Source organism: Streptomyces sp. NBC_01428 (assembly GCF_036231965.1).
Taxonomy (GTDB): Bacteria; Actinomycetota; Actinomycetes; order Streptomycetales; family Streptomycetaceae; genus Streptomyces.
In genome coordinates, this window is sequence record NZ_CP109499.1 from 7708034 (window position 1) to 7726002 (window position 17969).

A 17969-nucleotide genomic window follows, 5' to 3' on the forward strand; every position below is an offset into this window, starting at 1 on the left:
GCCACGCTGAACCCATGACCAGCATCGACGTCCACGAACTGACCAAGGAGTACGGCGGCAGGCGCGCCGTGGACCATCTGACCTTCAGCGTCCTCCCGGGGCGTGTCACCGGATTCCTCGGCCCCAACGGCGCCGGGAAGTCCACCACCATGCGGCTCGTGCTGGGCCTGGACCGGCCGACCTCCGGCACCGCCACCGTCGGCGGCCGCGTCTACGCGTCCCTCGACGAACCGCTCCGGCAGGTGGGCGCCCTGCTCGACGCAGGGGCCGCGCACGGATCGCGGACCGCCCGGGACCACCTGCGGGCGCTCGCCGCCACCAACCGCATCCCCGAACGCCGGGTGGACGACGTGCTGGAGGAGGCCGGGATCGCGTCCGTCGCCCGGCGCCGGGTGAGGACGTACTCCCTGGGGATGCGTCAGCGTCTGGGCATCGCGGCGGCGCTCCTCGGTGACCCGCCGGTGGTACTCCTCGACGAGCCGTCGAACGGTCTCGACCCGGAAGGGATCATCTGGATCCGGGAGTTGCTGCGCCGCCTGGCCGGGGAGGGGCGCACCGTCCTCGTCTCCAGCCACCTCATGAACGAGACCGCCTCCTTCGCCGACCAGTTGGTCGTCCTCGGCCGGGGACGGCTCCTCGCCCACCTGCCCATGCGGGAGTTCATCCACGCGCGCGTGCGGCCCCGGGTGCGCGTGCGCAGCACGGACGCCGCCGCCCTCGGAGACCTGCTCGCCCGGCACGGCATCGAGGCCGCCGAGGGCGAGGACGGGCTGTGGACCGCCCTGGACGTGCGGGTGGACGACATCGGACACCTCGCCTCGGCCTCCGGCCTCCCGATCCTGGAACTCGCCGCGCAGGAAGGCACCCTGGAACAGGCCTACCTCGATCTGACCGCCGCCGAGACCGAGTTCGGCACCACTCCGACGCAGCACCAGGAGGCCTGACCATGACGGACACCGCCGCGACCATGGGCCTGACCGAACCGGACGCCACCCCCGCGCGCCGTCCCGGGGGCTTCGCGCCCGCCCTCCGCGCCGAGTGGATCAAGATCCGCACCCTGCGTCCGCTCGTCCTCGCCCTGCTCGCCGTCCTCCTCACCACCGTGGCCTTCTCCGCGCTCGCCGGACTCGACGACTCCAGGGGCCCGGACTTCGACCCGCTGTTCTCGGCTCTCTTCGGAGTGAGCTTCGGACAGATCGCCGCCATCACCTTCGGCACGCAGGCGATGGCGGCCGAATACCGGGACGGAGCACTGCGGTTGTCGCTGGCTGCGGTTCCCGACCGAGGGCGCTGGTATCGCGCGAAAGCGGTGGCGATCGCCACCCCCGTCCTCGTCGTCGGCCTGGTCACCGGAGTCACCGGACTGCTCGTGGGGACGTCCGTGCTCGGTGCCCGGGCGGACGGCCTCGGTCTTGCGGAGAAGGTCCGCGCGGTCGTCGGCTGCGCGCTCTACCTGACCCTGATGGCGCTGCTCGCGGCGGGCCTGACGGCCGTACTGCGCAGCGGAGTCGCCACGTTGAGCATGCTGATCCCGTTCCTGCTGATCGTGTCCTTCGTCGTCGGCGGAGCGTCGGGAAGCGTGGCGGGCCTCCTCCCGGACAAGGCCGGCCAACTGGTCCTGCACCGGACGCAGGACGGCACGCTCGGTCCCTGGACCGGTCTCGGGGTGACCGCTCTGTGGACCGCCGCCGCGCTCGGCGCCGGAGCCCGGAGCGTCCGGCGCCGGGACGCCTGACCCCCGACGGTCCTCTGACGCCCCGCCAATTGTCAGTGCCGGGCGCTTTACTGGAGGCCATGACCATCGCACAGCATCTCGCCACGATCGACCGGCTGTGCTCCGAGGAGTTCCCCGCGGAGCACGGCCGCTCCGCCGACGGAACCGCCGGACCCGGGTACCACGTGGCCGAGTTAGTGACGAGCGAGGACTTCTGGGACACGGACGGCGCGACGCGCGCGGAGACGGAGGAGCAGTTCGAGGCCGAGCGGGACGGACTGTCGCAGCTGCTCACCGGGCGGTGGGGCCCTCCGCAATGCGTCAGCCTGGCGAGTGTCCTCGAGCGGTCGACGAGCGGTGAGGACATACCGGAGCCCTGGGGTGACCTGAGCTCTCGCGTGCCGGACCTGCACCTCTGGAGACCGGACGGCTGCGAGCGCTGGATCGCCCTCGGCATAGGGCGGTGGGGCCGCGAACTGCCGTTCCAGCTCCTGGCCCTGGTCACCGTGACGGACCCGCCGTGACTCAGGAGGCCTCGGCGGCCGACCGCAGACGGCCGTACTCCTCGGCCATCGTCGCGGCGGTCCAGTGCGCGTTGAGCCCGCTGGGGTTGGGCAGCACCCACACCCGGCTCGACCCGATGGTCCGCTCCTGAGGGCCGATGCGCGCCTTCCGGTCGTCGAAGGCCGCCCGGTACGCGGTCACACCGACCACCGCCAGCCACGTGGGGCGCAGCCGTGCCACCCGCTCGGCGAGCAGCCGGCCGCCCTCGCGGTACTCCTCGGCGCTCAGTTCGTCGGCCCGGGCGGTCGCCCGCGCCACCACATTGGTGATGCCCAGCCCGTAGGAGAGCAGTTCTTCCTGCTCGGCGGGCTTCATGAGCCGCGGTGTGAACCCGGACAGGTGCAGCACGGGCCAGAACCGGTTGCCCGGCCGGGCGAAGTGATGGCCCGTGGCAGCCGTCATCAGGCCCGGGTTGATGCCGCAGAAAAGCACCGAGAGGCCGTCCGCGACGACATCCGGCACGAGCCGGTCGCGGGCGGCCTCCAGGTCCGCGGGGGTGAGCCGCGTCAGAGGATCGCCCCCGGCGTGTAGCCGGCGGCCTCCGGGTGCTGCTTCAGGATCTCGTCGACGCGGGCCACCACGGCGGCGACCTGGTCGGCGGCGGCGCCGGTGAACGACAGCTTGTCGGCCATCAGCTCGTCCAGCTGCGCACGGTCCAGCGGGATGCGCTCGTCCGCGGCGAGCTTGTCGAGCAGTTCGTTGCGCTCCGTGCCCTGCTCGCGCATCGCGAGGGCGGAGGCGACCGCGTTCTCCTTGATCGCCTCGTGGGCGACCTCGCGGCCGACGCCGGCGCGCACCGCGCCCATCAGGACCTTGGTCGTCGCGAGGAACGGGAGGTAGCGGTCCAGCTCACGGGCGACGACGGCCGGGAACGCGCCGAACTCGTCGAGGACGGTCAGGAAGGTCTCCAGCAGACCGTCCAGCGCGAAGAACGCGTCCGGCAGCGCGACGCGGCGCACCACCGAGCACGACACGTCGCCCTCGTTCCACTGGTCGCCCGCCAGCTCGCCCGTCATCGACGCGTACCCGCGCAGGATGACCATGAGGCCGTTGACACGCTCGCAGGAGCGGGTGTTCATCTTGTGCGGCATCGCCGAGGAGCCGACCTGGCCGGGCTTGAAGCCCTCGGTGACCAGCTCGTGCCCGGCCATCAGCCGGATCGTCTTGGCGGTCGAGGACGGGGCGGCGGCCAGCTGCACCAGCGCGGTCACGACCTCGTAGTCCAGGGAGCGCGGGTAGACCTGGCCGACGGAGGTGAAGGCCTGCGAGAAGCCCAGGTGCCCGGCGATCCGCTGCTCCAGGTCCGCGAGCTTGGCCGCGTCGCCGCCGAGCAGGTCCAGCATGTCCTGCGCCGTGCCGACGGGACCCTTGATGCCGCGCAGCGGGTAGTGGCCGAGCAGCTCCTCGAGGCGGCCGTACGCGACGAGCAGCTCGTCGGCGGCCGTCGCGAAACGCTTGCCCAGGGTGGTGGCCTGCGCGGCCACGTTGTGCGAGCGGCCCGCCATGACCAGCTCGGCGTACTCGCCGGAGAGCCTGCCCAGCCGGGCGAGGACGGCGACCGTGCGGTCGCGCATCAGCTCCAGCGAGAGGCGGATCTGCAGCTGCTCGACGTTCTCCGTGAGGTCGCGGGACGTCATGCCCTTGTGGACGTGCTCGTGCCCGGCGAGGTCGTTGAACTCCTCGATGCGGGCCTTCACGTCGTGCCGGGTGACCTTCTCGCGCTCGGCGATGGAGGCGAGGTCGACCTGGTCGAGGACGCGCTCGTAGTCGGCGACGGCGGCGTCCGGCACCTCGATCCCGAGGTCCTTCTGTGCGCGCAGCACGGCGAGCCAGAGCTGACGCTCCAGCTTCACCTTCTGCTCGGGGGACCAGAGCGTGGCGAGCTCGGCGGAGGCGTAGCGTCCGGCGAGGACGTTGGGGATACGGGGCTTTGCAGGCGCGGCAGTCACGTGTACGGAGCATACCGGCTGAACAGAGCCGCTCCCGTACCGCGGGTCGGGCCTCATGATCCCTGGACGGCAACCTCCGGACTCATGATCCCGAGCGCGGTGGTCGGGTCTCGTAACCCGCTCGCGCGTGCGGGTCCGGATGGGGCTGATCACTGCCGACCACCGCGCGCAGACCCCCGTACGTCTTGGTGGTGAAACGGTCGCGGGCCAGGCTGAGTTCGGTGGTGATCAGCTGGTTCCGCTCGTCGTTGACCTCCTCGATCTCCTCCATCAGCTGCGCGTTCCTGGCGCGCAGCGCCGCGTTCTCGTTGCGCGACTGGTCGACCGCCCTGGCGTGACTCGCGAGCCGCATCGCCGTGATGGTGGTGCTGCGGGCCAGGGCCCGCTCGCGCCGGGACAGGTCCGTTTCGCGCATCTGCATGTCCAGCTCAAGACGCCTCCGGTGCTCCGCCAGCACGCCGAGGTCGCGCCGTGTGCGGGCCTCGACCTGGCTGAGCGTGTGGCGCAGCAGGGCGGCCAGCAGCCCCGCGACGCCCACGGTCAGGAGCGTGCCCCCGACGGCCGCCAGTTCCCACGTACGCTGCCAGACGCCCTCGCCCACGAATGTCCCGCCGGCTGTGCAGCTGGCGGTGGACGCGATTGCCAGTCTGTACGCCACGTTTCGTTACCCCCTTGCCGTGGCCCCCCGGTCGTCGCCTGCGTCGAGGTCTTTCTGGAGCTCGATCGCCTGGACGATGTTCCCGTTGAGCATCGTGCGGATTCTGTAATCGGTGATTCCCCACGCGTCCATGGCCTCCTCCGGCGTGAGTGACGCCGAGGCCACCCTCCGGATCGTCGGCTGAGGCCCGTGTTCCGGGGAAAGCATGCCGCTGTTGACCAACATCTCCCGTTGGTCGAGACCGAGCACCGACGCCCATGTCGTCAGTTGTGAGGGGAGGGGAAGCGTCTTCCCCTCCAGTGTTCTGCTGATCGTCGTCAGGCTCACTCCGATCGAGACGGCCAGTTGGGCCCGGCCGCCGGCTCGTGGGCGGACGTCGTACCCGGCCGCGGTCGCGGCTTTCGTGAGGTACTCGCCAACCCTCCTTGCGAGAGCTTGTCGCTCACCGCGGGACTCGTGGGGGGACTCTTCCATGCTCCGCATGCCCGGAGAGTAGCGCGCACGTATGCAACTTGCACACGACTTGCACGCGCTTATCGTCGCAGGTCAGTTGGAGCGATCTCGTCGCGACAGGCCAAGGGGCGCTGTTCGTACGCCAGTTCAGGCCAAAAAGTCGTGCGGCTGTACCGCGAAGCAACTTGCGTACGTGTACGCAAGTTGCATATGTTGCATGACTGTGAGTTAGTCGCACGTATGCAAGTCCTGGTCGTGGGGACCTCTGCGCCCCGCCTCGGCGTCCGCTCGATCACGGTGCGGACCTGCGAGGCGGCGGCGGGGGCACCGCGCGACCGCACGAACCTCGCTCACGAGGCCCGGGCCGCACACGCGCCCGGAGCCGGCCACGGCCGGAACACACCGTCACACCATCCGCCGCCCGGCAGACCGTCAGCGCACCCGCCCACCACAGTTCATCCACTCATGAACGGAGTAGGCCTTGATCGCCGAGGCTAAGGCCGCCACACCGCGGTCCAACACCAGAGAACCGGCCCTGATCGCCCGCGCCCTCGCGGGCGACCGGGACGCGTTCGGGGAGCTCTACGCACTGCACCACCCCGCGGTGCTCGCCTATGTACAGCGTCGCGTGCGCAACCGGCAGGTCGCCGAGGACATCACGGGCGAGACCTTCCTCAACGCCTGGATGAAACGAGGCACGTTCACCTACCGCGGTGTCGGGTTCGTGGGCTGGCTGATCACCATCGCGCGCAACAAGGTCATCGACCACTGCAAGAGCGCACAGCGGCGGGAGTTCGTCGTCGAGGACATGCTCGGCTTCGACGAGGATCTCACCGTCAGCACCGAGGACACCGTGCTGATCGGCCTGGACGAGGAGCTGTTGCGCCAGGCGCTCGGCCAACTCCGGCCGCCCCAGCGCGAAGTCCTCACCCGGCGCTTCCTCATGGAGCTGTCGGTCCTGGAGACCGCCCGGCACATGGCGCGGACCGAGGGCGCGGTGAAGACCCTGCAGTTCCGGGCCCTGGCCAAGCTGCGCAGCGAGTTCCTGGGTGTGGCGGCATGACCCCCGCGCCCGGGGGCCGGACGGCGGTGGAAGCGGATCTCGCCGATCAACTCGGCGCTTTCGCGCGGGAGTTCGTCGCCGAACTGGAGGCGCAGGGACGGCTCGTGGAGGTCGGGGGCGCCGGAGTCCTCGAACGGCTGCGGACCCAGGTCGAGGCCTGGCGCAACGGCCCGGAGCCCTATCGGGTGGCCGTGGACACGATCGTCGAGGACTGCGGATACCCCAGCGAGGTCGCGATGCGGATCGCCACCGCGTTGAACCGCCGGGGGCTGCTGCCGGGCGGCGAGGAACCCGAACCCCGGCACGACCGCGGCCCGGCGGCGCTGCCCCTCGTCCCGGGTGCGCGTGGCGCCATCGTCCTGCACCTCGCCGACCGCGGTGCGGGGCGTCCCTCCGCCGAGGGCGAGGCCGAGGGCGAAGGCGGGCGGGAAGGCGAACACGATCACGAGCACCGACACCGGCGCGAGTACGGCCATGAATCCGGTGTCGCGGGGGTGCCCGAGATCGGCTACGGCGGCGGGCACCGGAAGGGCCGCGAGAAATGGATCGAGAACGGGACCCGAAACGGGGTCGGCCAGGGAAGCCCCGGCGAGGACGGGGCCGAGGGCTCCGCCGGACACGAGGCCGCGCACGGATACGCGGTGGCCGCCGCACCCGAGGCGCTGCGCGGACACGAGATCGCGGCCGGCCGCGAAGAGGCCGCCGCGCTGGAGACCGCGTCCCGAGCCGACCGTGTGCACGGACTCGCTGTCGCACCGGTGCCCGAACCGGTGCCCGAACCGGTGGACGGACAGGTGCCCCGGGTGCGCCCGGCGGCAGCGCGGTCCCGCACCGCCGGATGGGACACCGCCTCCGCCCGCGCGGTCTCCGTCGCCGCGACCCTCCAGTCGGACCACCTCGCCCGCCTGGAGGCCATGCGGATCACCGCGGACGGCGAGCGCGTCACCGTGGCCATCAAGGCGACCTGTCTGGCCGACTGGGAGTACTGGCTCGACGCGATCGGCGCGGCCCGCAACGTACGCACCAGGACGGCCGGACACGCGCAGGTGGCCGCCGGGACCCTCGACGGCGTCGCGGTCCACCTCACCGCCCACGGTGTCCCCGAACTTCTCCAGGAGGCCAGCGACGCCGCAGCCGACCCCTTCTACCTCTGGGGGCGGATCTACGACCTCGGCGTGGGGCAGACCGACCGGTCCGACCGCGTCTGGCTCTCGCTCGGACGGCGACAGGACGAACGCGGCATGCCGCTGCTGGTCCTGCGCGGCACCGCCGGTCCGCCGTACCCGCTGGCCGCCATCGTCATGGCCCACGGACCGCTGGCTCCCGCCGCCCCGCCCACCGCGGGCACCGACGGGGGAGACGGGTAGCCGAGCGGCGTAAACCAGCCAGCCCAGCCGCGAGGTCTCCGCTTGGGGTGACTGTTTCTCACCTGTGCCCACCGGCACCGCTGCACCAGAGGAAGCACGGTCACGTGTCCACCTGGTCGTCGGAACGCCGTACTGCACCTGGCCCAGAACCTCCCCCGAGGGCTGTAGGCGAACGCCTTCGTCATGGCCGGTTCTCTCCCTCGGCCGCGCGGTGACGGGGTGGCGTCGGTGGGGCACATCGGCCCTGATCCGTCCACGAATGGTGCGACAGGGTGAAAAGGTACGAGTCCGTCGCTCCGCCGTTCGCCCGGGCGACCCCGCTGCGGCCCGTCGGCCCCGTGGCGCCGGGGGGCGTACTTCTCAGGTCCCCGCATGAGTGCTTGGATGCTGAACCCGGCCGGGTTCCCGGCCGGCCCGTTGCTCGCCATCCGATCCGGGTGGTGGGACGGCTCCTTTCCATGCTCCGCAAAGCTGAAGGGGTCGTCGGCTGGGCCCGGTGCTCACGCCGGGCCCAGCCGTAGTGCCCGGGAGCGCTTCCCCACGCGCCGTCGGAGGGCGTCGCGCCGTCGAGCGCCCCCCCGTGCGCCCTGTGGAGGCCACGGCGCGAGGCGGTAGCTTGCCTGTCATGCGGAGCATGGCCGCCGTGCCGCTCGACGGAGAGGCACGGCGGAAGCCGTCCGCGAACCGCGCGTGACAGGACCGGCCGTACCGTGGATGCCCCGGCAGCGGCGCCCTTCGTTCACGCGCCCGCCCGTGCCGTTCCTCCGGCCCGGTGTCCCGTGGAGCGATCCCCGGGGGGTACGGATTCAGCTCCCGTGCACGGACTCCGTGCCATGGCTTCCCGTGACAGGACCCTCGTACGGCAGCAGGTCCGGGCGCTTCGCCGGGAGGCCGTCGCCGGACGAGCGGCCCGTCAGGCGCCGGCCGATCCACGGCAGCAGATGCTGCCGGGCGAAGCGGGCGTCCGCGGTGCGGCGGGAGACGAAGCCGGGCAGGGTCGTCGGCCCCATGGGGGTGCGCCACTCCTGGTCCTCGCCGTCGTATCCGAGCGTCTGCCACACGGCCTCGGCGACCCTGCGGTGTCCCTCGGCGGTCAGGTGCAGCCGGTCCACGTCCCACATGCGCGGGTCCGCGAGCGAGGGCGCCCCGTAGAGGTCGACCACCAGCGCTCCGTGCCGCTTCGCAAGGTCGTCGACGACGACGAACAACTCCTCCATGCGCGGACGGAAGCGTTCGAGCACCGGGCCGTTGCGCGCCGGGCTGCGCATCAGGACGAGTTGTTCGCAGGCAGGGGCGAGCCGTTCCACGGCCTCCTCCAGGAGACCCCGGACGCGTCCCATGTCGACCTTGGGCCGCAGGGTGTCGTTCAGGCCGCCGACGAGCGTGATCACGTCGGGACGCATGGCGGCGGCGACATCGACCTGCTCGGCGACGATCTGCCCGATCAGCTTGCCGCGCACCGCGAGGTTGGCGTAGCGGAAACCGGGGGCGCGGGCCGCCATCCGGGCCGCGAGGAGGTCGGCCCAGCCCCGGTAGGAACCGTCGGGCAACAGGTCCGACATGCCCTCGGTGAAGGAGTCGCCGACCGCGACAAGACTGGTGTAGGTGGCATTCGTCTGCATGGCGGGAAAGATGGTAACCCGAACACATACTCAACGGTCGGTCGGGTCCACCACCGCGGGAGCCGACCCCTTGGGCCGGCCCGCCGCACACCGGTGCCCGGCGGACGACAGCCGTCCGCCGGGCACCGGCATCCGCTCCGAGACCGGAAGCGCGACTCCGAGACCGGGAGTCCGACTCCTGGACCGGAAGCGCGACTCCTAGACCGGCTGTCCGAACAGCTCCCGCAGGACGTCCTCCATGGTCACCAGGCCCGCGAGGCGTCCGTCGCTGCCCATCACCGCCGCGAGGTGCGTCCGGCTGCGGCGCATGGCCGTCAGGACGTCGTCCAGGGGAGTGCTCTCCCGGACCCGGGCGATGAGCCGCATGTCCTCCACCCGGAACGGCACGTCGCGCGGGGTGGCGTCCAGCGCGTCCTTGACGTGCAGATACCCGAGGATGCGACGGCCGTCGTCGACGACCGGGAAACGGGAGAAGCCCGATTCGGCGGACAGCCGCTCCAGCTCCTCGGGCGTGATGCCCGCATGCGCGTAGACGACCCGTTCCACCGGGAGCACGACGTCGTGCACGGGCCGACGACCCAGCTCCAGAGCGTCGTGCAGGCGCTCCTGGGCCCGGTCGTCGATGAGCCCGGCGGCGCCGGAGTCCTTCACGAGGCGGGCCAGCTCGTCGTCCGAGAAGGTCGCCACGACCTCGTCCTTGGTCTCCACCCGCAACAGCTTCAGCAGTCCGTTCGCGAAGGCGTTGACGGTGAAGATCACCGGACGCAGGGCGCGTGAGAGGGCGACCAGCGGCGGTCCGAGCAGCAGCGCCGTCCGCACCGGTTCGGCGAGCGCCACGTTCTTCGGCACCATCTCACCGAGCAGCATGTGCAGATACGTCGCCAGGCTGAGCGCGATGACGAAGGAGACGGCGTGGCCGGCGCCGGAGGGCACGCCCACTGCGTGGAACACCGGCTCCAGCAGATGCGCGATCGCGGGTTCGGCCACGATGCCGAGCACCAGGGTGCACAGCGTGATACCCAGCTGGGCCGTGGCGAGGAGCGCGGAGACGTGCTCGAGACCCCACAGCACGCTGCGTGCGCGTCGGTCGCCCTGCTCCGCGTGCGGCTCGATCTGGCTGCGGCGCACCGAGATCAGCGCGAACTCGCCGCCCACGAAGAAGCCGTTCACGACGAGCGTCGCGAGCCCGATCAGCAGTTGTACGGCGGTCATCGCGCGGTCTCCTCGGCGTCGTGCGGCGCGTGCAGCAGCACGCGGGCGGCCCGTCGTCCCGAGGCGTCCACCACGTCGAGCCGCCAGCCGGTGGCCTCGACGGCGTCCCCCTCGGCGGGGATGCGGCCCAGCTCGGCCGCGACGAAACCGGCCAGGGTCTCGTACGGACCGTCGGGCACCCGCAGTCCGACCCGGGCGAGCTGGTCCGTACGGGCGGACCCGTCGGCCGAGTACAGCGTCCGGCCGGAGTCGTCCGTGCCGACCGGCGCGATGTCGGGCGTCTCGTGCGGATCGTGCTCGTCACGGACCTCGCCGACGACCTCCTCGACGATGTCCTCCAGCGTGGCGACACCGGCGGTACCGCCGTACTCGTCGATGACCACGGCCATCGTGCGCTTGCCGGCCAGCCGGTCCAGCAGGCGGTCGACGGTCAGCGACTCCGGCACGAGCAGCGTCTCCCGCATGATCCGGGCGACGGGAGTCTGGGTCCGCTCCTCGGCGGGGACCGTGAGGACGTCCTTGATGTGGGCCACACCGACGACCTCGTCGAGGCTGTCCTGGTAGACGGGGAAGCGGGACAGGCCGGTCGCCCGGGTCGCGTTCGCCACGTCCTCGCAGGTCGCCTGCATGTCCAGGGCGATGACCTGGACGCGCGGCGTCATCACGTTCTCCGCGGTCAGGTCGGCGAGGTTCAGGGTGCGCACGAACAGCTCGGCGGTGTCCGCCTCCAGCGCGCCCTCCTTCGCGGAGTGCCGGGCGAGCGCCACCAGCTCCTGCGGCCCGCGCGCGGAGGCCAGCTCCTCGGCGGGTTCGAGGCCGAAACGCCGCACGACGTGGTTGGCCGTGTTGTTGAGGTGCGCGATGAACGGACGGAAGGCCGCGCTGAACCAGCGCTGCGGCGTCGCCACGCGCTTGGCCACGGCCAGCGGCGTGGAGATCGCCCAGTTCTTCGGCACCAGCTCGCCCACGACCATCAGGAAGAGGGTCGAGAGCGCCGTACCGATGACCAGGGCCACCGAACGCGACGCGGAGGCCGGAACGCCGATCGACTCCAGGGGGCCCGCGATCAGCTTGGCGATCGAGGACTCGGAGAGCATGCCGACGACCAGGTTGGTCACGGTGATGCCGAGCTGGGCGCCGGACAGCTGGAAGGTGAGGTTGCGTACGGCCTTGAGGGCACCCGAGGCGCCCCGCTCGCCGCGCTCCACGGCACGTTCGAGTTCGCTGCGCTCGACCGTGGTCAGCGAGAACTCCGCCGCCACGAAGGCGCCGCAGGCCAGCGAGAGCAGAACGGCCACCAGCAGCAGGAGAACTTCGGTCATCGGGTCACCTCCGTCCCATGATCGGCCAGGGTCGGGGGGATCGCGCGATGTCCGCGGCCACCGTGACGAGCACGGCGCCGGGTACTGGGAGGTTCGCCCATGGGCGGACGCTCACACCTTTCGTAGGAGGACGGAGTGTCCACCAAGGGTAAAGGAAGAGCAAAGCGTTCTCCTTGGTGGCCCCCGTACCTGACAAGGAACCAGGGGAGTGTCGCTGGGACCAGTCCGGTTCCCCCGACCGGTCCGGACGACACCCGCTACGCGCCGAGCGGCTTCACCCAGCGCCGCCAGTGCTCCTCGGGCGCGTACCCGGCGGCGCGCCAGGCGTGGTGGGCCGACTCGTTCCGCCGCAGCACCATCGCGTCCCCGCGCCGCCCGCCGAGCCGTACGAAACGTTCCTCCGCGGCGGCGAGCAGCGCCGAGCCGATGCCGAGCCGTCGCCGGTCCGGATGCACCGCCAGCCGGTACAGATGGCAGCGCCAGCCGTCGAAGCCGGCGATCACCGTGCCGGCCAGTTCCCCGTCCCGTTCCGCGAGGAGCAGGGCCCCGGGGTCCCGGGCGAGCAGCCGCTCTACGCCGTCGCGGTCGTCGCTGATGCTCGTGCCCTCGGCGGCCGTCCTCCAGAAGGCGAGCACCGTGTCCAGGTCCTCGGGCGCGGCGGCCCGTATCCGCAGGTCGGTCATGGGCCGATCCCATCACGCGGGCCGTGCCGTGGCACCGGATTCCACCATCCGGACGGCTGTCGGCCACCGGTGGGCGGCCGACCGGTGCGCGAGGAGACCCCGGTCGGCCGTCGGCACGGCGGTCACTCGTGGGCGATGGCCGCGAGGACGTTCATTCGGGACGCCCGCAGCGCCGGGAGCAGTGCGGCGACGACGCCGACGAGCGCCGAGCCGACCACGACCGCCACGATCGTCGTCCAGGGGACGGCCAGTTCCTCCATCCCCTGGAGAGCGAGCACCCGCTGGACGCACACGCCCCAGACGAGCCCCAGCGCCAGACCGAGCACGGCCCCGAACACGGCGATGACCACCGATTCCAGCCGGATCATCCGGCGCAGCTGACGGCGGCCGAGCCCGATGGCCCGCAGCAGCCCGATCTCGCGGGTCCGCTCGACCACCGACAGGGCGAGGGTGTTCACGACACCGAGCACCGCGATGACGATGGCGAGCCCGAGCAGGGCGTACACGAGGTAGAGCAGCACGGCGATCTGGTCGTGCACCAGCTTCTTGTAGTCGGCCTGGTCGCGGACCTGTACCTGGGGGTACGGGTCGAGGGTCTTCTCCAGACGTGGGCGCAACCGGTCCGCGTCGGTGCCCGGGCTCGCGTTCACGTACAGCGCGGAGTCCTGCCCGCCGGGCACGTACTTCTCGACCGTGCCGAAGCCGACGACGAGCCCGCCCTGCATACCGAACCCGCCGCTGCCCGCCTGGTCGGTGAGCGCGCCCACCGTCAGGTCGGCCCTGCGGCCGGCCGGGAACTCGACGGGAATCGTGCTGCCCACCCGGACGCCGTGGTCCTCGGCGAACGTCGCGTCCATGGCGATGCGTCCGTCCGCGAGTGCCGCCGCGGTGTCGCCCCGCGCGTACGTGATGTGGGCGACGTCGTCGAGCCGCTGGTCGTAGGCCGCAGCGGACGTCTCGATGCGCCTGCCGTCCGGCAACCGGACCGCGATCGGCGTGAACCGCTGCCGGACGACGAGCCCCACGCCCTCGGTGGCGCGCACCTTGTCCGTCAACTCCTTGGAGAACGGAACGAAGTTGTCGTTCTGCAGCACGAAGTCGGAGCCGAGCGTCTTGTCGATCTGGCTGTCGAAGGACTTGCTCATGGAGGCGCTGGCCACCGACATCCCGCCCACCAGGGCGAGCCCCACCATGAGCGCGGCGGCGGTGGCGCCGGTGCGGCGCGGATTGCGCAGGGCGTTGCGCTGGCTCATCCGGCCGACCGAGCCGAAGAGCGCCGGGAAGGCGCCTCCGAGGACCCGGATCACCGGCCGGACCAGCAGCGGCCCGGCGATCACCGTGGCGATCAGCGTCAGGACGACACCGAGTCCCAGCAGCGAGGCGGACGTCGACGTCTTCGACGCGGCCGCGCATCCGGCGAGCGCCGCCGCTCCGGCCGCCCCGACGACCAGGCCCACGACGGCCCGCGTCCGCAACGGCTTCCCGACCCCGGCGACCTCGGCGTCGGCGAGGGCCGCCATCGGCGAGACGGTCGCCGCGCGCCGGGCGGGCAGATACGCGGCGACGAACGTGACACCCACCCCGACGACGTACGCCGCCACGGGTGTCGGCCAGCCGATCACCATCTCCGTGGACTTCAGGTTCATGCCGAACGCGGTCATCAGCTTGATCAGACCGACCGCGAGCCCGATCCCCGCGGCGAGGCCGAGGGTCGAACCGACCAGGCCGAGGAGCAGCGCCTCGGTGAGCACCGACCGGCGCACCTGGCGGCGGTCCGCGCCGAGCGCCCTCAACAGGCCCAGTTCGCGGGTGCGTTGGGCGATCAGCATGGAGAACGTGTTGACGATCAGGAAGATGCCGACGAGCACGGCTATCCCGGCGAAGCCGAGCATCACGTACTTGATGATGTCCAGGAAACCGCCGAGCTGCTCGGCCGACGACTCGGCCTGCTCGTCGGCCGTCTTCACGTCGTACCTGCCGGCGCCCAGCTCGGCGGCGATCCGCTGCTTGACCGTCGCGTCGCCGACGCCCTTCGTCGCGTCCACGGAGATGCTCGTGGCGACGCCGGTGGATCCGAGGAGCTTCGTCTGCGCGGTCGCGGTGTCGAGGAAGACCAGTGCGGCACCGGGGTTCGTGGTGGTGAAGGTCGCGATCCCGACGATCCGCACCTCGAACGACCCGGGCTGCGCCTGCACGGTGAGCGTGTCCCCGATGCCGAGATGCTTCTTGTCGGCGGTGTCCGCGTCGAGCAGCGCCTCGCCGTCGCCCTGGGGCGCGTGTCCGGAGGTCAGCTTCACCGGACTGCGGTCGGTGACCTGCCAGTCCGTGACGATGGTGGGGGCGCCGGTCGTCGGGCCGACGGACCGGTGCGCGCTGTCCACGACCGGGGCGTTCTCGACCGAGGCGTCGATCCGGGCCGCGGCGACTCCCTCGACCTTCGCGATCCGGTCCGCGAGCGATGCCGGCACGGTCTCGGTGGCGCCGGTCGGCAGCTGCGCGTTCAGGTCGTTCCTCGGCTCCACGGTCACATCCGCGGAGGTGGAGGCGAAGAGCCGGTCGAACGTGCGGGTCACCGTGTCCGAGAAGATGAGGCTGCCCGCGACGAACGCCACCGACAGCACGATGGCGAGCGCAGACAGGAGCAGCCGGCCCTTGTGCGCGAGAAAGCTCCGCAGGGTCGCCTTGAGCACAGCCGCCTCAGTCCTTGTCGAGGGTCACGTCGGCGGAGCCGGCCGTGGCGGAGCCGCTGCCCGAGGCGGTCGGGGGAGGGCCCTCGGTGGTGCCGCCCGCGCGAGGCGTCCCACCGGGCCCGCCCGGGGCCGGGATGCCGCCGGACCCGCCGGCGTCCGCCGGGGTGCCCCCGGGTTCGCGGCCGTCGTAGGTCACGCGGACCGTGTCGAAGCGCTTCATCCGCTCCAGCACCGCCTCCGCGGTCGGCCGCTGCGTCTCGTCCACGATCCGCCCGTCCGCGAGGAAGAGCACCAGGTCGGAGTGGGCGGCCGCGCCCGGGTCGTGCGTGACCATGACGACGGTCTGGCCCAGTTCGTCGACGGCCTCGCGCAGGAAGCCGAGGACCTCGAGCCCGGCGCGGGAGTCCAGGTTGCCGGTCGGCTCGTCGGCGAAGATCAGCTCCGGCCGGGAGGCGAGCGCCCGCGCACAGGCCACGCGCTGCTGCTGGCCGCCGGACAGCTGGGCGGGCCGGTGCTTCAGCCGGTCCCGCAGTCCCAGCGTGTCGATGACCTGGTCCAGCCACTGCCGGTCGGGCTTCTGGCCCGCGATGTCCATGGGCAGCGTGATGTTCTCCGCCGCGTTCAGTGTCGGGATCAGGTTGAACGACTGGAACATGAAGCCGATCCGGTCCCGGCGCAGCCGTGTCAGTTCACGGTCCTTCAGCCCGGTGATCTCCGTGTCGCCCAGCCAGACCTGTCCGGCCGAGACGGTGTCGAGCCCGGCCAGGCAGTGCATGAGGGTGGACTTCCCGGAGCCCGAGGGGCCCATCACGGCGGTGAACCGGCCCCGCGCGATGTCCACGTCGACCGAGTCGAGGGCGAGCACCGCGGTCTCGCCCGAGCCGTACGCCTTCGTCAGACCGCGGGCGCGGGCGGCGATCCCGTCCCCCTCCGCGCGGCCGGGTGCCTGCTCCGCAGCAGCTGTGGACAAGGCCGCCTCCTCCGTGTTCGACGTCCCGAATCCCTCGTCGCGCCCGAGCGTAGTGTGACGGAGGGCACACCCGGTATCCCCCTGGAGTGCCGGGTGGTCTCCGCCCCAGGTCGCGTCCCGGGCACGGATGTAAGGGGCACTCTCCACCCGCGTTCGCCGGGCCGGTGGCGGCGACGGCAGCCGTCCCGGGCTTCTGGAGGGGCAGGCCCCCTTGCCGGTGCTAGCGGTTCCGCGCTAGCTTCGAAGGATGGCGAAGACTCAGCTGAACGTCCGGGTGGACGAGGGCACGGCCCGAGCCGCCCGTGAGCGAGCCCTGGAACGGGGGATGAGCGTGAACCGCTACATCGAGGAGCTGGTCCGGCAGGACACCGGGGAGGTCGGCCACACGTTCGTGGACGCCGCCGCCGATTTCATGAAGCAGTACGAGTCCGTGTTCGCCGAGGAGTTCGGCTCGGACCGTGAAGGCACCCGCGAAGGTCGTCGTTGATCCCTTGAGCAGTCTCAGAGTCGATCTTGCCTGGCTCCTCATGATCGCCGAACAGAAAACCCCCGGAGATCCCCAGGTCACCGACTGGGGAGCCCTCGTCGCCGCCGTCAGCCGGCACGAGGCGGAGATCTTCGGCATCCCCGTCTACGACAGTCCGCACACCCGCGCCGCCGCGCTCCTCCAGCTCCTGCTGCATGTCCCGGCGCTCGAGCGTTCCAACGCGATGTTCGCCTCGGCCGTCGCGTACGCCTATCTCGTCGCCAGCGGCCTGAAGGTCGTCACCTCGCCCGAACAGGTGCGGGAGCTGGCCCGCCTGGTGAAGAGCGGTGACGCCACCGTGCACGAGATCGCGCACGAGCTGCGCCGCTGGAGCCTGTAGTCGGGATACGCGTCCCCGGCCCCCTAGTCCATGGGCCGGTAGGCGGTGCCCAGGACGCAGTACGAGGTGGGCAGCCTCATCCCCTTCTCGGGCATGAACAGCCTGCGGTACGGCCCCAGCTCGAAGCCGGCGTCGCGCAGTGCGGAGACCGTGTCGCGGGACAGGTGGCAACCGCCGGCCAGCCGGGGCCACACCGTGCGGTCCAGGCCTCGCTGCGTCGACCGCATCACCGGTCCGCCGCCGCTGCCGTGCTCGAAGAACCGCACCGTGCCGCCGGGGCGCAGCACCCGCCGCACCTCGGCGAGGGTCCTCGGCACGTCCCGCACGCTGCACAGCACCAGCGACAGCACCGCCGCGTCGTACGCCTCGCTCTTCACCGGCAGGGCCTCCGCCGCACCCGGCGCCACATCGACGGGCACCTCGCAGCGCAGCGCCGCCTCCACCGCCAACTGCCGCAGCAGCCGCTCGGGTTCGATGGCCACGACCTCCGACACGGTGCCCGGATAGTGCGCGAAGTTCAGCCCGTTGCCCGCGCCGATCTCGATGACCCGGCCGGACAGCCCGGCGAGCAGCCGGTCGCGCATCCGGCCCATGCCCATCCGCGTCTCGGCGCCGACGCTGAGGCGGGCGTAGGAACGGGCGAACACCGGATGGTGCACGGCGTCCGCCGTCACCTTGCCGGAGCCGGCCGGACGCAACGGCTTGAACGGCATGACGGACCTCCCGGGAGGACGGGTCTTACCGGGATTGTCCCCCCGCAGGGTCCGCCGCACGCGCCGGACGGCCCGCCCGCTCCCACCGCGCCCGCGCGCCGGGACGCCGGCCAGGCCGGTGTC

The 17969-nt window shown here is 71.8% G+C and carries 18 protein-coding genes; 7 read left to right on the top strand and 11 right to left on the bottom strand.

The window, feature by feature from the left end:
- The first annotated feature begins 14 nt into the window (after positions 1 to 14).
- From OG406_RS33475 to OG406_RS33485, 3 genes are read left to right on the top strand one after another with little or no spacing between them, the layout of a single operon-like run.
- The gene (locus tag OG406_RS33475; protein ID WP_266854213.1) at positions 15 to 944 is read left to right on the top strand and encodes an ABC transporter ATP-binding protein; all 930 of its coding nucleotides are present in this window, start codon (positions 15 to 17) and stop codon (positions 942 to 944) included.
- Between the two features lie 23 nt (positions 945 to 967).
- A complete protein-coding gene (locus OG406_RS33480) occupies positions 968 to 1735 on the top strand; it encodes an ABC transporter permease subunit (RefSeq protein WP_329191062.1) in 768 nt (255 codons plus the stop codon).
- A 59-nt stretch (positions 1736 to 1794) separates the two neighbouring features.
- Positions 1795 to 2238, top strand: a complete 444-nt coding sequence (locus OG406_RS33485) for a hypothetical protein (protein WP_326843670.1) — start codon at positions 1795 to 1797, stop codon at positions 2236 to 2238.
- A 1-nt stretch (position 2239) separates the two neighbouring features.
- On the opposite strand, the gene mug is transcribed toward OG406_RS33485, so the two are convergent.
- The 4 genes from mug to OG406_RS33505 all read right to left on the bottom strand — a co-directional run bounded on the left by mug (position 2240) and on the right by OG406_RS33505 (position 5368).
- Positions 2240 to 2788, bottom strand: coding sequence for a G/U mismatch-specific DNA glycosylase (gene mug / locus OG406_RS33490; RefSeq protein ID WP_329191063.1), 549 nt, complete (start codon positions 2786 to 2788; stop codon positions 2240 to 2242).
- Complete coding sequence (purB, locus tag OG406_RS33495; protein ID WP_329189340.1) at positions 2785 to 4227, bottom strand: adenylosuccinate lyase; 1443 nt, start codon at positions 4225 to 4227, stop codon at positions 2785 to 2787. The genes mug and purB overlap by 4 nt, the downstream gene beginning before the upstream one ends.
- Before the next feature lie 82 nt (positions 4228 to 4309).
- Positions 4310 to 4885, bottom strand: a complete 576-nt coding sequence (locus OG406_RS33500) for a hypothetical protein (protein ID WP_164374766.1) — start codon at positions 4883 to 4885, stop codon at positions 4310 to 4312.
- Positions 4886 to 4891: 6 nt separating this feature from the next.
- Positions 4892 to 5368, bottom strand: a complete 477-nt coding sequence (locus OG406_RS33505) for a transcriptional regulator (RefSeq protein ID WP_164374765.1) — start codon at positions 5366 to 5368, stop codon at positions 4892 to 4894.
- A gap of 451 nt (positions 5369 to 5819) precedes the next feature.
- Between OG406_RS33505 and OG406_RS33510 the strand changes: the two genes are divergently transcribed.
- Positions 5820 to 6401: an RNA polymerase sigma factor gene (locus OG406_RS33510; RefSeq protein WP_329189343.1), complete on the top strand. Its 582-nt coding sequence runs from the start codon at positions 5820 to 5822 to the stop codon at positions 6399 to 6401.
- Complete coding sequence (locus OG406_RS33515) at positions 6398 to 7768, top strand: BN159_2729 family protein (protein WP_329189345.1); 1371 nt, start codon at positions 6398 to 6400, stop codon at positions 7766 to 7768. The genes OG406_RS33510 and OG406_RS33515 overlap by 4 nt, the downstream gene beginning before the upstream one ends.
- An 806-nt stretch (positions 7769 to 8574) precedes the next feature.
- Here the strand turns inward: OG406_RS33515 and OG406_RS33520 are convergent.
- From OG406_RS33520 to OG406_RS33545, 6 genes are all read right to left on the bottom strand, one after another.
- Positions 8575 to 9390 (bottom strand): SGNH/GDSL hydrolase family protein, encoded by an 816-nt coding sequence (locus OG406_RS33520; protein ID WP_266611756.1) that lies wholly within the window; start codon positions 9388 to 9390, stop codon positions 8575 to 8577.
- A gap of 198 nt (positions 9391 to 9588) precedes the next feature.
- Positions 9589 to 10602, bottom strand: coding sequence for a hemolysin family protein (locus tag OG406_RS33525; RefSeq protein ID WP_164374761.1), 1014 nt, complete (start codon positions 10600 to 10602; stop codon positions 9589 to 9591).
- Positions 10599 to 11924 (bottom strand): hemolysin family protein, encoded by a 1326-nt coding sequence (locus tag OG406_RS33530; RefSeq protein ID WP_164374760.1) that lies wholly within the window; start codon positions 11922 to 11924, stop codon positions 10599 to 10601. Before OG406_RS33530 ends, OG406_RS33525 begins: the two co-directional genes overlap by 4 nt.
- 257 nt (positions 11925 to 12181) lie before the next feature.
- Positions 12182 to 12607, bottom strand: a complete 426-nt coding sequence (locus OG406_RS33535) for a GNAT family N-acetyltransferase (protein ID WP_164374759.1) — start codon at positions 12605 to 12607, stop codon at positions 12182 to 12184.
- A gap of 122 nt (positions 12608 to 12729) precedes the next feature.
- Positions 12730 to 15297 (bottom strand): ABC transporter permease, encoded by a 2568-nt coding sequence (locus OG406_RS33540; protein WP_329189349.1) that lies wholly within the window; start codon positions 15295 to 15297, stop codon positions 12730 to 12732.
- A gap of 7 nt (positions 15298 to 15304) precedes the next feature.
- Entirely contained in the window at positions 15305 to 16267 is a 963-nt protein-coding gene (locus OG406_RS33545) for an ABC transporter ATP-binding protein (protein WP_329189351.1), read from the bottom strand.
- Positions 16268 to 16514: 247 nt separating this feature from the next.
- On the opposite strand from OG406_RS33545, the gene OG406_RS33550 reads away from it, so the two are divergent.
- Together OG406_RS33550 and OG406_RS33555 are read left to right on the top strand one after the other, a co-directional pair.
- Positions 16515 to 16754, top strand: coding sequence for a toxin-antitoxin system, antitoxin component (locus OG406_RS33550; protein WP_081223142.1), 240 nt, complete (start codon positions 16515 to 16517; stop codon positions 16752 to 16754).
- Positions 16755 to 16758: 4 nt separating this feature from the next.
- Positions 16759 to 17133, top strand: a complete 375-nt coding sequence (locus OG406_RS33555; RefSeq protein ID WP_081224010.1) for a fic family toxin-antitoxin system, toxin component — start codon at positions 16759 to 16761, stop codon at positions 17131 to 17133.
- A 23-nt stretch (positions 17134 to 17156) separates the two neighbouring features.
- On the opposite strand, the gene OG406_RS33560 is transcribed toward OG406_RS33555, so the two are convergent.
- On the bottom strand, positions 17157 to 17846 hold the full coding sequence (locus OG406_RS33560) for a class I SAM-dependent methyltransferase (protein WP_266611746.1): 690 nt from the start codon (positions 17844 to 17846) through the stop codon (positions 17157 to 17159).
- Positions 17847 to 17969 lie beyond the last annotated feature (123 nt).